This window comes from Amycolatopsis sp. NPDC059027 (assembly GCF_042739735.1).
Classification (GTDB): Bacteria; Actinomycetota; Actinomycetes; order Mycobacteriales; family Pseudonocardiaceae; genus Amycolatopsis.
Genome location: NZ_JBHYIK010000028.1, coordinates 20646 through 34853, shown reverse-complemented (window position 1 = coordinate 34853; position 14208 = coordinate 20646). Strand labels below are relative to the sequence as shown.

The following is a 14208-nucleotide window of genomic DNA, read 5'->3' as shown; positions in this document are numbered from 1 at the left end:
TGTGTCTTCAGAGTGGAAAGCGGAAATCGTGGCGTGCGGCGACCTCATCCAGGACGACGACGATTCGGCGCCTCCGGAAGAGGCCGAGCGCCGCTGGAACCGGTACGTCGAGCTCGCCGACGCCGTGACCGGCGCGGAGGGGCCGGAAGGAGTCGCGGCAATCGTCGCCTCGCTGAAAGCCGAGGACGACTACGGGGCCTACCAGGCCGCGCACGCGGCCCTTTCCCGGTTCCCGCACAAGGACCTGGGGGAGGGAATGGCGCAGGCCGCCGGCGACCTGCTCGCCCTGCCGAAGGACAACAACGGCAACGTTCTGCTCATCCTCGCGCACGCGGGACCGGACGCGGTACGTGCCTTCACCGATGCGGTGCGTGGCGCTACTCCGGAAGTCCGCGCCGCATTGCGTGAACTGGTGGAGTTCCATGAATCCGAGGAGTGGCTCACGGACGAAAAGGCGCACGGGTTCATCCGGATCCGGGATGAATAGCAGTGGACCAATTCGGTGTCGATGTTCCTCGTCACCGTCGAGCACGGGGACATCGGCCCGGTCGACATCGCGTGCGGATCTGGCTGGACAACCCTGAGGAAGCGCAACGGGTGAGGATTCGCCTCACCACGGAGTGATGCACGGTCGGTGCGGACAGGCGTCCGCGTAGCTGGGGGCGTGAATATGCGTGCGTGGGCAAGAACGCGTCGGTGGCTCGTCGCGGGGGCGGTGCTGGCCGTCGCGGCGGGAGTTCCCGTGTGCTCCGCCGGGACGGCACAGGCCGCGGAAGGCCAGGTGCACAAACCGGCGGACGCCAAGGTGATCGAGGGCCGCTACATCGTCTCGCTCAAGGCACGGCCCGGGCTCGCGGCCGCCGCGAGCGCGAGTTCGCTCGCGGGCAAGTACGGCGGCAAGGTCGAGCGCACCTACCAGGCGGCGCTGACCGGGTTCACGCTTTCGGCGTCGGAGGAGCAGGCGAAGCGCCTGGCCGCCGACCCGCGCGTGGACCGGGTGGAGGCTGACGCGGTCGTGCGTAGCACCGGCACGCAGACCACCCCGCCGTGGAACCTCGACCGGGTCGACCAGCGAAGCACCGTGCTGGACGACACGTACACCTACCCGGATGGCGCGGGCGCCGGAGTGACCGCGTACATCATGGACACCGGGGTCCGGACGTCCCACGCCGAGTTCGAGGGACGCGCCAGCGTCGGCTTCGACGCCATCGGCGACGGCTGGAACGGCCAGGACTGCAGCACTTTCGGGCACGGCACGCATGTCGCGGGCACCGTGGGCGGTGCGACCTACGGCGTGGCGAAGAAGGTCAAGCTCGTCTCCGTACGTGTGCTGAGCTGTGAGAACGTCGGTGCCGTCAGCCAGATCATCGCGGGCGTCGACTGGATCACCCAGCACGCACAGCGGCCCGCGGTGGTCAACATGAGCCTGGGCGGCGGGAAGTCCGCGGCCCAGGAACTCGCGGTCAAGAACTCCATCGCCTCCGGCCTCACCTACGTGGTGTCCGCCGGGAACGACGACCGGGACGCCTGCAACGCCAGCCCCGCCGCCCTGCCGGAGGCGATCACCGTCGGCGCGAGCAACCCGGTCGACGAGCGGGCGCGGGACTGGAAGGATCCGGGCAGTTCGATCGTCAGCGCGTCGAACTACGGCCCCTGCCTCGACTTGTTCGCCCCCGGGGAAGCCATCAAGTCGGCGCACAACGCCACCGACACCGCGACGGTGATCCTCCGCGGCACGTCGATGGCGTCCCCGCACGTGGCGGGCGCTGCCGCGCTGCTGCTGTCGCAGTCGCCGAACCTGGCACCGGCCGAGGTGACGAACGCGCTGCTCGGCCGGGCCACGGTCGGCGTGCTGAAGCAGGACACACTGAAAACCGGCTCACCGAACAAGATGCTCTACACCGGAGTGCCGCCGCAAATGGTCTGTTCGGGCACGAACGACTCCCGGCGGTCCATTCCCGATCTCGGCAGCGTCACGAGCACGATCGAACTGACCGCGTGCCCCCGAAAAGTGGCGTCGACGGCGACGGTGCGGGTGCGCGCCGAACATCCGGCACGCGGTGACCTCTCGGTCCGCCTCGTCGCGCCCGACGGCTCGGAGCGCGTGCTGAAGGAAGCCGACGGCGCCGACGCCACCCCCAACCTCGACCAGACCTACTCGCTCACCGATATGTCCACAAAGGACGCAAATGGGGTCTGGAAACTGGTGGTACGGGACAACTTCGGCTTCGACGAGGGTGCGTTGGTCGGCTGGAACCTGGTGCTGGCCGAACCCGCGGTCGCGTTGCCCGTGGTGTCGTCGGCGGTGTATCCCGCCGACAACCAGCCGCACGGCGGTGTCGGCGTCGGCGGCACGTTCGTCTTCAAACCGGGCAGCTCGGTGCCGGTCGCGAAGTACTCGTACCAGCTGGACGGCGAAGCACAGCCGAAGGAAGTAACCGCGACGAACGGCGAGGCGTCGGTGACCATCACCCCGGACGCGGCGGGCCGCCGGACGCTGACAGTGCGCGCGTTCAACGCCGTCGGCGAGCCTTCCGCTCCGGTGCCGTACGACTTCGTGGTCGCCGACGTGCCACCGCCCGCGGCCCCGGTGGTGTCCTCCTACGACTATCCCGCGGACGGACGTCCCAGCGGTGGCGCGGGATTGACCGGCGGCTTCACCTTCAAACCGGGCAGTGCGCAGGCGGTCAAGAAGTACTCGTACCAGCTCGACACCGACGCGCAGCCGGCCGAGGTCGCGGGCACCGGCGAGGTTTCCGTACCCGTCACGCCGAGCGCGGCCGGCCGCCGGACGCTGACGGTCCGCGCCATCGACGGCGGCGCCCCGTCCGCGCCCACCACCTACACGTTCACCGTGGCCGCGGCGACGGATCTCCTCGACGGCGGCACCCTGGTCGCCGACGGTGCGGCCGTCACCCAGACCATCCCGGTCGACAAGGCGCTCCGGCTGCGGTTCGACGGCACGGCGGGCGACAAGCTCGGCCTCGGCATCCCGTCGAACGCCGTCACGACCTTCGCGAAGGTGTGGGTCGTCGACCCGGCAGGCCGCTCGTTCACGGTGGAGAACAACAACGGCCCGTCGTACACGAGCCCGGCGACCAGCCGCTACATCCCGATACCGGCACTGACGACGACCGGGTCGTATCAGGTGTTCGTCGATCCGGACGCCGCCGGAACCGGTGCGGTCACCGTGCAGCTCTCGAAGAGCCTCACCGGGACGACCGACCCGGCGGCGCAGGGATTCCCGTACAGCCTGACCAGATCGGGCCAGTCCGTGGACCTTTCCTTCGACGGCGCGCAGAACACCTGGTACGACCTCGGTGTCACCGATCAGCCGAGCACCCAGTACCTGACCGTGCACGTGTTCGACCAGAACGGGACCAGGGCCGGGAACCCGCTGGTCCTCTATTCCGGCTCGCCCGTCCGGTTCCGCACCGCGGCGCCCGGCAGGTACCGGGTGGTCGTCGGCGACTACTTCGGTGGAAGCACCGGCGGCGGGAAGCTGTGGCTGTCGACCGAGGCGGACGCCGGTGACATCACCACCTCCGGACCTGCCAAGACGCTGACACTGAGCAGGCCTGGGCAGCACGCGCGGCTGAGGTTCGACGGCACGGCGGGGCAACGGCTCGGCTTGGCGTTCACCGACCTGTCGTGGCAGTTCGGCTCCCCCAACACGGTGGCCACCGGGCCGGACGGGGGCGCGCTGAACGTGGAGAAGTACGGCAGTGGCGCGATCTTCCCGGCACTCAAGCAGACCGGCGGTCACGAACTGGCCGTGAACAGCGGCAGTGCGAACACCGGGACCCTCAAGGCCACGTTGTCCGAGGAGGTCGCGGCCGGCCCCATCGCCGTGGGCGGCGCGGCCAAGCCGATCACGGCCGGCCGCGTCGGGCAGCACACCCGCCTGAAGTTCGACGGTACGGCCGGTCAGCGGCTGAGCCTCGGTGTCACCGACGCGACGACGGGCTTCGGCAACCACTTCATCCGCGTCTACCAACCGGACGGGACGACGCTGAGCTACGGGTCCCACACCACCGGTGCCGACCGGTACGTGTTCGAGGTGCTTCCGGTGACCGGCGCCTATGAGATCCTGGTGAGCCCGACCAACAGCGCCACCGGAACGGTCACGCTGACCCTGTCCGCTCCCGCGGACGCGGGGACCGTCACGGTGGGCGGTGCCGCGGTCGCGGTGTCGGTGCCCCGCGCGGGGCAGGAGGGGAAGGTTTCCTTCACCGGCGCGGCCGGTGACAAGCTCAGGCTGACGTTCAGCGGCAGCACGTTCGCGGACAAGATCTTCTCCCTCACCGTCCTCAAACCGGACGGGACCACTCTGGTCGACAGGGCCTACAAGCCCGACCTGAACCCGTACGACCTCCCGGCGTTGCCGACGGCGGGCACCTACGTGGTGCTCATCGATCCGTCCGTCGCGGGGACGGGGTCGCTTGCGGTCGGTCTGGTCCGGTCACCGTGACAGGACGGAAAACCTGGGGCAGGCGGTCGTTCCTGGCCGCCGTGGGCGTGGCGGGCCTCGCCGGATGCGCGGGCCCGTACGTCCCCGCCCCGTCGCCATCCCGCGCCTTGCCGCATCAACCGGGGGTGGTGGACCCGGCGTTGGCCAGGACGGAACTGGTGGCCTTCGACGTGACGGCTCGGGACAGGGACGGACTCGCGGCGGTACTGCGGGCCCTGAGCGCGCCGGCGCCCGGGGCGACGGCGACCGTCGCGGTAGGGGCCTCGCTGTTCGACGGACGGTTCGGCCTCGACCGTCCGCGACGGCTGACCCCCATGCCGTCCTTCCGCAACGACGTCCTGGATTCCCAGTGGTGCCACGGAGATCTGCTCGTCCAGGTGAGCGCGGACACCGAGGAGCCGATCAGAACGGCGCTGGCGCGGGAAATCCCGGGCGTCACCCCGCGCTGGCGCCTGCCCGGCTTCCACCCCGGCGGTGAAGCGCGCAACCTGTTCGGCTTCCGGGAAGGCGCCGGAAACCCCGACACGGCGGACGCCGGGCTGATGGACCAGCACATCTGGGTCCAACCCGGCGACGACGAACCCGCGTGGTGCGCGGGCGGGAGCTATCAGGTCGTCCGCCTCATCCGGCTCGCCATGCCGATCTGGGACGCGGAGCCGGTCGCGACCCAGGAACGGGTGTTCGGCAGGAGCAAGGACACCGGGGCGCCGCTCGGGCAGGCCAGGCTGTACGAGAAACCCGACTACACCAACGATCCTGGGGGCCGGGTGATCGCTCTCGACGCCCACATCCGCCGCGCGAACCCTCGGACGCCGGGCAGCGACGCGCGGCAGATCCTGCGCCGTAGTCACTCCTATCGGCGTACCCCGGAGGACAGCGGGCAGATCTTCGTGTGTTTCCAGCGGGACGTGGAGCTGGGCTTCGCCACCATCCAGCGGCGGCTGGCCGGTGAGGCGCTGGAGAAGTACCTGCTGCCGTTCGGTGGTGGTTACTACTTCGTTCTGCCGGGTGCGACGGGCGACGACTTCCTCGGCGCCACAATGCTTTCCGGACGCTGACAGACCTCGCCCGCGAGGGGACCGCGTTCCGTGAATGCCACATTGAGGGACTCAGAGCCCGTCAATGTGGCATTCACGGACTTGACGCCCCCTACACGTGCAAGGAAGACGGCACGACGAACTCCGACGATCCGGCGCACTGAGGAACAGCCCCGCCTGGGCGGGGACGATATCCATTGTGGACACCAGCGCGACAAGGGCGTCCCTCGGTGCATCGAACGCACCGAATGACCCCCTCGGCACATCGGGAACCCACGAAAGGATGTTCGGTTCCCGTACATGTGTGCGACAGCCGTAGTCCACATCTGCTCGGGATCACTCGCTTACGTTCGCGAACGACGTTCAGACGTGAGGAGTTCGGAAGATGGATCGCAGAGCGTTCATGGCGGCCGCCGGTGCCGCCGCGGCGGGGACCGTGCTGGTTCCCGGTCAGGCGGAGGCGCAGCCGGGATGGGGACCGTCCGGACCGGTCGTGCGGTTCAACATCCTCAGCGACATCCAGGGCGACCTCGCCGACTTCGGCCGCGCGCTCGACGATCTGGACGCGATCAACCCGGGCAGTGCGGGCCTCGGCATCGCGGGGGACATCACCCCGCGCGGCTACGACTTCGAGTACGCCCAGGTCCGCGAGACGCTCGACAAGCACCGGCACCCGCGCGAGGTCGCTTGGGCGATCGGCAACCACGAGTTCTACGTGCCGAAGTGGCGGGACCCGGACACGCTCGCCCAGGAGACCTGGCCCAACGGCACGACCGAGGATTCGCTGTTCCGCAGTTTCTTCCGTTTCGCCGGGCGCAACACGATCTACAGCGAGTCGTCGTTCGGCGGCATCCCGGTGCTGTGCCTCGGCACCGAGCGCTACGCGAAGTACCACGACCCGAAGCTCTGGGACGAGGTCTGGATCAGCGACCAGCAGTTCACCTGGCTGGAACAGCGCCTGCGCTACTGGTCGAACCGGCGCAAACCGGTGATGGTGCTGACCCACCACCCGCTGCCGAACACGGTTTCCGGTACCCACAACAAGCTCTACCTGTCGGACTACCTGCAGCCCGACCGCCTGCTCTCGATCCTCGGCCGCTACCCGGACGTCTTCCTGTTCTCCGGGCACACGCACTGGGATCTCAACCTGTCCGACTGGGTGGTACGCCGGGTGGTCCCCGGTACCGGCAACCTCGAAGGCTTCACCGTGGTCAACACCGCCGCCGTGCAGGTCGGCTGGATGGACGACGGCAAGGGCGGCGAGGTGTCGCTCGGCGGCGCGTTCAACCAGGGGCTCCAGATCGAGGTCTCGCTTCGCTCGGTCGTCATCAAGGCGCGCGACTTCACCACCCGCACCTGGCTCAAGCAGCTCACCGTCCCGCTGCACAACTCCATCGGCGGCCCATGGTGACCCTCAGACCGTCCTTTATGGATTGACGGTCCGTGAAGGCCTCATTCGCAGCGCTCAACGCTGTGAAGGAGGCCTTCACGGCATCGAGTGTCCCCTTTACCGCGCCGCGCACGATGATCATTTCGGAAAAGTCGTGCCGGTGAAAGGCGGCCGGAGCGTTGGAGTAACGTGTCCGACCTCACGGAGGGGGAGAGGTGCGGGGGGACGGGAGTGCCGGCGGTCCGGTTTTCGGTGCGCCGTGGGGAAAATCGGCAGGTCGGAGCGCATGTCATCCGCTGATCTGCCATCTGCTCGACACCGCCGCGGTGGCGGGAATACTGGCTCCCGTCCTGCTGGCGGGCAGGCGCTGGCGCGTGCTGCGGGAATCGTGTGCGGTACTGCGAGATCCGCGGTCATGGGTGGCATTACTGTGCGGTATTCACGACATAGGAAAGTATTCGCCGACTTTTCAGTCGCTCAATTTCCCGCTCGCCGTCACCCGGCTGGGGCCGTGGGCGCTCGGCGATCTCACCCTGATGCGCAGGCCCGGCGGCCTGTCCGGCCGGGTCGACACCCCGCACGGGTTGCTGACCGCCCAGCAGGTGAAGGACCTGCTGCTCTCGTGGGGCACGACGCGGGAGACGGCGATCGCCCTCGCGGTGGCGCTGGGTGGGCACCATGGGCATTTCCCGGCGAGCAGCGGCGTCGCGCAGGCGCGCAGCGAGCGCAACGCCCACGGTGGGGCGGCGTGGGCGGAGCGGCGCACGGACATGGTCCTCGAACTGGCCCGGTTGCTCGGCTTGCCCGATCCGCGATCGCTGCACTGGCACGAGGTCCGGCTGTCGCTGGACGCGCTGACCGGGCTGGCCGCGCTCGCGACGGTGAGCGACTGGATCGCCTCCGACGCGGCCGGCTTCCCGTCTCCTGAAGGGGACTTCGACCTGGCCGCCTATGCCAAGGGCGCCCAGGTACGGGCCGAGGCCGCGGTGGCGAGGCTCGGGATGACGCCCTGGCAGCCACCCGCGCGGACGACGTTCGCGACGCTGTTCCCCGGCTCGCCGTTCCCGGTGCAAACCGTGGTCGAGCGGGTGACCGAGGGGATTTCCGGCCCGGTCATGCTGCTTGCGGAGGCACCGACCGGCGAGGGCAAGTCGAAAGCGGCTCTGCAGGCGGCCGCGACGATGGTGCGCCGGCTGGGCATGGCGGGCGTCTACGTCGCGATGCCGACCCAGGCGACCAGCGACCAGATGCACGCGGTCATCGAGGGCATGCTGGCGGGGCTCGGCGACGAGACGCCGGTGCACCTTGCCCATTCCGGTGCCCGCGACCACCTGGTCGCCCGGCCCGGCGACGCGGGGCGCGACGACCCGCGGGACGTCATGGCACAGACGTGGTTCACCCGGCAGAGGAACCTGCTCGCCATGCTCGGCACCGGGACCGTCGACCAGGCGCTCAAGGGTGCGATCCGGTCGGGCCATGTGTTCGTCCGCCTCGCCGCGCTGGCGAACAAGGTCGTCGTGTTCGACGAGGTGCACGCCTACGACGTCTACATGTCGACACTGCTGGAGCGCTTGCTGATGTGGCTCGGCGCCCTGGGAGCACCGGTGGTCCTGCTGTCGGCGACCCTGCCCGCGAAGCGACGCCACGACCTGCTCGCCGCGTGGCAGGCGGGATTCCGTGGCTGCCATCCCCGGGAGATCGCGGACACGCCGAGCACGTCTTACCCGGGTGTGCTCGTCGCCGACGGCCAGGAGATTGTCGTGCATGCCGCCGACGTGTCCCCGGTGAACGAGGACCGGGTGATCCGCCTCGAACACGTCGCCGACGAGGATGTCGTGGAGTGGCTGCTCGGGCACGCGATGCGCGACCGTTGTGTCGCGGTGATCCACAACCTCGTCCGGCGGGCCGTCGCGACGTACGACGCACTGGGGCAGCGCATCGCCTTGATGCCCGAAGACGAACGTCCGATGCTGGTCGCCATCAACGGCACACTGCCCGCCGGGCAACGGCAGCCGGTCGAAGAAGAGCTGCGTCGTAGTTTCGGGCAGGGTGGTGAGCGGCCACGCCGGGCGATCGTCGTCGGTACGCAGGTCCTCGAACAAAGCCTCGACCTCGATTTCGACGGTATGGTCAGCGATCTGGCCCCGATCGACGCGATGATCCAGCGTGCGGGCCGGGTCCACCGGCACACGCGGGACGTCGCGCGCGGTCCGCAGGTGCTGGTCGTCACGGGCGTCGCCGATACTCCCAGTGGTCCGGAATTTCCGCCCTACCTGAGAACGGTCTACGCGCCGATCGTGCTCATGCGCACCTGGGCACTGCTGAAGAACCGGCAGCGTATCGAGTCCCCTGTGGACATTCCCGGTATCGTCGACCTTGTCTACGGCGCACGCGTCGAGTGCCCTTCGGGCTGGGAAACGATGTGGCACAAAGAAAGCGAGTACCTCGACGATGTCATCGCGAAAGACAGAAAGGCCGCGCGGACAAGGTATCTCCCGTTGCCCTACGCGGTCGAAGATCTCTCCGAGCTGACGGAGCGTCCGAAGCAGACTCAGACGAGGAAGAACCGGGGGAACCGCCGATGACCGACGAGCTGTCCGGCGTTCTGCGGCTACGCGAGCGAGGAGGAGTCATGATCCCCTCCTTCGACGTCGGCGCCGAACCGTGGCTCCCGGTGGTCGGTTTCGACCACGCGCTGGAACAGGTGAGCCTGCGCGAAGTGCTGTCGCGTGCCCACCTGATCCGCCGGATCGCCGGAGATACCCCGCCGATGACAGCGGCCTTGTACCGGCTCGTCCTGGCCCTGTTCCACCGGGTTTACGGGCCGGAGCGGCGGCAGGACTGGGGTACATTGTGGACAGAAGACGCCTTCGACGTCACTCCGCTGACGGCGTACTTCGACGCGAACGCGAAACAGTTCGACCTCTTCGACTCCGAGCGGCCGTTCCTGCAATGTCCGGAGCTGCCTGCGGAGCGGAAGGCCAGCGTCGCGAAACTGATCCCGCACCGGTCCGTCGGGAACAACGTGACGCTGTTCGATCACACCACCGCCGAGGACCGCGTCGAGCTGACTCCGGCCGAGGCCGCGCGATGGCTCGTCACCGCGCAGGCCTTCGACCCGGGCGGGATGAAAACGCCGTACCTGAAGGAAAAGAACTCGGTGCGTGCGCCATGTTCGGGGCTCGGTGTCGTGCTCGTCGAGGGAGCCACGCTGAAGGAGACCTTGCTGCTCAACGCGGTGCGGTACGCCCCGAGCGCCGAGAAACCGCTGTTGACGACGTCCGAGGACGCGCCCGCGTGGGAACAGGAGCCGCCCTCACCGCATCCCGGTTCCCGGAACGCGTTGGGCTGGACGGATTTGCTGACCTGGCCCGCCCGCCGCATCCGGCTGCTGCCGGAGATCGTCGACGGCGTCCCCGTCGTCGCCGAAGCCGTGCTGACGCCCGGCGAACGCCTTCTCGACGAGTTGCCGGACGTCGAACTCATGGCGGCCTACCGGACGCCGGTGGGAGCCGACGGAAAACCGAAACCCGGCGCGCCGATGCTGCCGCTGCGGCTGCATCCGGTGCGCGGGATCTGGCGGCACAGCGTCGAGTTGCTGCTCGAAGACAGCTGGGCAGAGGAACGGACCCGGCAACGTCCGAGGGCGCTCAAACAGATCGCCGAACTCGTGGAGTACGAGCACATCCCGCCGGACACGCTGTACACGCTGCGGGTGTTCGGTCAGCAGCTGGACGCGAAATCTTCGGTCGTCGAGGGTTATCTCGAAGAAGAGGTCCTCGCGCCGGTGGCACTGGTGCGGGCGACCGATGACGCGCTGGCCGGGTTGATCGGCAGCGCGATCCAGCTCGCCGACGAGGCGGGCGCGGCGCTGCGTTCCCTGCAGGGCGAGTACCACAAGTCGTTGCGTGCCAGGCCCGACGTGACCCTCGACCTCGCCTACTGGCCTGCCTTGCCGCAGCCGTTCGCCGTTTTCCTGCGCGCGGTCAACGACGCTCGGCTCGAGGGACGGCCGGAGGCACGGGCCGCCGCGACGTGGAAACGCGCGGTCACGCTCATCGCCGAGCGTGCCGCCGAGGACTGGGCCGCCGGGGTCGCGGCGGGAGACCGCAGCCTCAGCATGCTCGGGAAGGAGCACGCCGCTTTCCGGCTGCGGCTGGCCAGGATCGCCATGGCCTTCGACGCCCACGCCGCCAAATACCTCACGAAGGGGCCGAACCGGTGAGCACCTCGGTCGCGCAACGACGCGACACGTTCGTCAAAGCGTTGTACGCCTTGCACAACGGCGCCGGCTCGGGCATTCCCCGGCACCAGTCGGACTGCCGCCGGACACTCGCGCGCCTGCGGCGGAGCCTCGCGGGACCACGGCAGCAGAGCGAGGCGTACGAACTCGTCTTCCGCCACGATCCGCCGGAGTCCGAACAGGACACTTGGCTGCTGGTGGCCGGTTTGTTCGCCGCACATCCCCAGCCGCATCGCCGGGGCGACCGGTCGCTGGGGACCTCGATGCGGGCATTGCGCGAGAAACGCGGCGAGTCCGTGACCCGCCGGTTCGAACAGCTGCTGGGCCGCGAACGCGAGGCCCTGCCGCATCACCTGCGGCAGCTCGTCCGGCTGCTGGCCTCCGACGACGTCCCGGTCAACTACGGCGCACTTCTGGACGATCTCGTGATCCTGCTCGGCGACGACTACCGCGAACCCGCCGCGCACCGCGTCCGGCTGCGGTGGGCCCGGGACTTCCACAGCCCCGCACCGGCCGCCACCCTCTGAGAACCATCCGGAGAACCAGTGATCATCGAACTGCACCTGCTCCAGTCCTTTCCGGTCAGCAACCTCAACCGGGACGACGTCGGCCAGCCCAAGACCGCCACGTTCGGCGGCAGCACCCGCGGCCGGATCTCCAGCCAGTGCCTCAAACGGTCCGCCCGGCTCCTGTTCACCGAACACGGCCTCGGCGAGCAGGAGACCGGTGTGCGCACGAAGCGGTTGCGCGACCGCGCCGTGCGGCTGCTCGCCGAACGGGGCCGCGACGAGCAGGCCGCGCCCGCCGTGGTCACCGCGGGCCTCGAACACCTCGGCTTCGGTGTCGACCAGGCCAAGGGGCTCACCGAATACCTGTTGTTCGTGGGCAGGGAAGCGGTCCAGCACCTGGCCGATTACTGCGACGGGCACTGGGACGAGCTGGCGGCCGCGGCGGCGGCCAAGGACGGCAAGAAGAAACCGGCGAAGGTCAAACCGGACAAGAACGCGCTCGCCGAAGCCCGGCGGATGCTCGACGCGACGCGGGTCGCCGACGTGGCGTTGTTCGGCCGGATGATCGCGGACAACAAGGATTTCAGCGTCGACGCCGCCTCCCAGGTCGCGCACGCCCTGTCGACTCACGCCGTGGCAACCGAATTCGACTTCTACACCGCCGTCGACGACCTGAAACCGGACGCGGAGGCCGGTGCGGACATGATCGGCACCATCGACTTCACTTCCGCCTGTTACTACCGCTACGCCAATCTCGACCTCGGCCGGTTGCGCGAGAACCTCGGCGGGGACGAGGAACTCACGGCACGCTCGGCGAAGGCGTGGCTCGGCGCGTTCATCCACGCCGTGCCCAGCGGGAAACAGAATTCGATGGCCGCCCGCACGATGCCCGACACGCTGCTCGGTGTCGTGCGTGACGCGGGTGCCTGGAACCTCGCCAACGCGTTCCTCGCACCCGTGACCGCCGGCGACCTCATGGCCGAGTCCACCGCCCGGCTCATCCGGCATTTCCGGCAGCTGCGCGGGTTCTACGGTGACAGCGGCATCCGCGCCGCCGTCGCCGCGTCGGTGACCGGCACGATTCCGGACACCGGGGAAACCGAACTCGCGGTCTCCGCGGGCGAATTCACCTCCCGCGTGCTGAGCGCCGCGGGATGACGGCCACGCTGGCCCTGTGTTTCGACGCGCCCATGCAGTCGTGGGGGCTGCGCTCCTGCGGCGTGCTGCGGGACACCGCGCTGGAGCCGACGAAGTCCGGTGTGGTCGGCCTGCTCGCGGCCGCCATGGGCGTCGAACGCGACGACGAGGCCGGGATCGCGGAGCTGGCCGCGCTGCGGCTGGGCATCCGCGTGGATCGCGAAGGACTCCTCGAACGCGACTACCAGACAGCGCAGAACGTCCCCACCACGCTCGGCACCGGACATCGCACGGTGGTGAGCGAGCGGTACTACCTCGCGGACGCGTTGTTCCTCGTCGCCCTCGAAGGCCCCGGCACCCTGCTCGGGCAGCTGGCCGACGCCGTCCGCGCGCCACGATGGCCGCTGTGTTTCGGGCGCCGCGCCTTCGTGCCCGCCCGTCCCGTACTGAGCGGGATCCACGACGGCACCCTCGAACGGACACTGCGGGAGCATCCCTGGCTCGAACATCCCGGACGGGCCGCGGTCGGGAACCACCAGGAGCGGCCGGGCCTGCGGACGGTGGTCGACTGCGGGGTGCGCGAGGCCGGGGCCCAGCCGCGGCACGACGTCCCGCTGTCGTTCGCCCGGACCGCCCGCCGCTTCGCCACCCGCGCGGTCCGGATCGGCGAGGTACCCCTGACCGACGACCTGATCACCACGGGAGAGCCGCCGTGTTCCTGAGCAAACTGAACGTCGACGTCCGCGCGCGTACGTTCCGCCGGGACTACGCCAATGTCCACGACATGCACCGCACGCTGATGTCGGTCTACCCCGATCCGCCCGCGACGGTCGAGAAGCGGCAGGCCCACGGCGTCCTGTGGCGGCTGGACGGCAGTCGCGGCGGGTTCGTGCAGTACGTCCAGAGCCACACCGAACCCGACTGGGCCAAGCTGCCGGCCGGGCATCTCACGGCACCGGCCGAGGTGCGGTCGCTGCGTCCCGTGCTCGACGCCGTCACGGCCGGGCGCAGGTTCGCCTTCCGGATGGTCGCCAATCCCACGAAATGCGGCCACGAGACCCGCAAACGCATCCCGCTCCGGCTGCCTGCCGAGCAGCTCGCCTGGCTGATCCGGCAGGGGGAACGCCACGGGTTCGTCATTCCCGCGGCCGGGGATGGCGGGCCCGACGTCGCCGCGACGCCGCTGGCGACGATCAGCGGGCACAAGAAGGAGACGAAGAAGATCACCGTCGAACCGGTCCGCTTCGACGGCCATCTCGTCGTCACCGACACCTGCGCGTTCACCCGTGCGCTGGCCGACGGCGTCGGCCGGGCCAAGGCGTACGGCTGCGGCCTGCTCAGCCTCGCACCGCCGCGTACCCGCTGACATCGTCCATTGTGGTCTCCTGGACGCGCGTGCGGCGGATGCGGCACGATCATCG

The 14208-nt window shown here is 69.3% G+C and carries 10 protein-coding genes; all 10 read left to right on the top strand.

Translation table 11 applies throughout. The features are described 5' to 3' along the window. Position 1 precedes the first annotated feature (1 nt). The 10 genes from ACFWY9_RS20585 (at position 2) to cas6e (ending at position 14153) form a co-directional block, all read left to right on the top strand. Positions 2 to 487 carry a hypothetical protein gene (locus ACFWY9_RS20585; protein WP_378325859.1) on the top strand — a complete coding sequence of 162 codons (486 nt, stop codon included), beginning with the start codon at positions 2 to 4 and terminating at the stop codon, positions 485 to 487. 183 nt (positions 488 to 670) lie between these two features. Further along, entirely contained in the window at positions 671 to 4471 is a 3801-nt protein-coding gene (locus ACFWY9_RS20580; protein ID WP_378325860.1) for a S8 family serine peptidase, read from the top strand. Continuing rightward, entirely contained in the window at positions 4468 to 5529 is a 1062-nt protein-coding gene (locus tag ACFWY9_RS20575; protein ID WP_378325861.1) for a Dyp-type peroxidase, read from the top strand. Before ACFWY9_RS20580 ends, ACFWY9_RS20575 begins: the two co-directional genes overlap by 4 nt. Before the next feature lie 364 nt (positions 5530 to 5893). Next, the gene (locus tag ACFWY9_RS20570) at positions 5894 to 6919 is read left to right on the top strand and encodes a metallophosphoesterase family protein (RefSeq protein WP_378325862.1); all 1026 of its coding nucleotides are present in this window, start codon (positions 5894 to 5896) and stop codon (positions 6917 to 6919) included. Between the two features lie 194 nt (positions 6920 to 7113). Beyond that, positions 7114 to 9483 (top strand): CRISPR-associated helicase Cas3', encoded by a 2370-nt coding sequence (gene cas3, locus ACFWY9_RS20565; RefSeq protein WP_378325863.1) that lies wholly within the window; start codon positions 7114 to 7116, stop codon positions 9481 to 9483. Next, positions 9480 to 11123 carry a type I-E CRISPR-associated protein Cse1/CasA gene (casA, locus tag ACFWY9_RS20560; protein ID WP_378325864.1) on the top strand — a complete coding sequence of 548 codons (1644 nt, stop codon included), beginning with the start codon at positions 9480 to 9482 and terminating at the stop codon, positions 11121 to 11123. Before cas3 ends, casA begins: the two co-directional genes overlap by 4 nt. Beyond that, complete coding sequence (gene casB, locus ACFWY9_RS20555) at positions 11120 to 11668, top strand: type I-E CRISPR-associated protein Cse2/CasB (protein WP_378325865.1); 549 nt, start codon at positions 11120 to 11122, stop codon at positions 11666 to 11668. Before casA ends, casB begins: the two co-directional genes overlap by 4 nt. Positions 11669 to 11686: 18 nt before the next feature. Further along, on the top strand, positions 11687 to 12808 hold the full coding sequence (gene cas7e / locus ACFWY9_RS20550) for a type I-E CRISPR-associated protein Cas7/Cse4/CasC (RefSeq protein ID WP_378325866.1): 1122 nt from the start codon (positions 11687 to 11689) through the stop codon (positions 12806 to 12808). Then, on the top strand, positions 12805 to 13509 hold the full coding sequence (cas5e, locus tag ACFWY9_RS20545; RefSeq protein ID WP_378325867.1) for a type I-E CRISPR-associated protein Cas5/CasD: 705 nt from the start codon (positions 12805 to 12807) through the stop codon (positions 13507 to 13509). The genes cas7e and cas5e overlap by 4 nt, the downstream gene beginning before the upstream one ends. Continuing rightward, positions 13500 to 14153, top strand: a complete 654-nt coding sequence (cas6e, locus tag ACFWY9_RS20540) for a type I-E CRISPR-associated protein Cas6/Cse3/CasE (protein WP_378325868.1) — start codon at positions 13500 to 13502, stop codon at positions 14151 to 14153. Before cas5e ends, cas6e begins: the two co-directional genes overlap by 10 nt. The last annotated feature ends 55 nt before the right edge of the window (positions 14154 to 14208 follow it).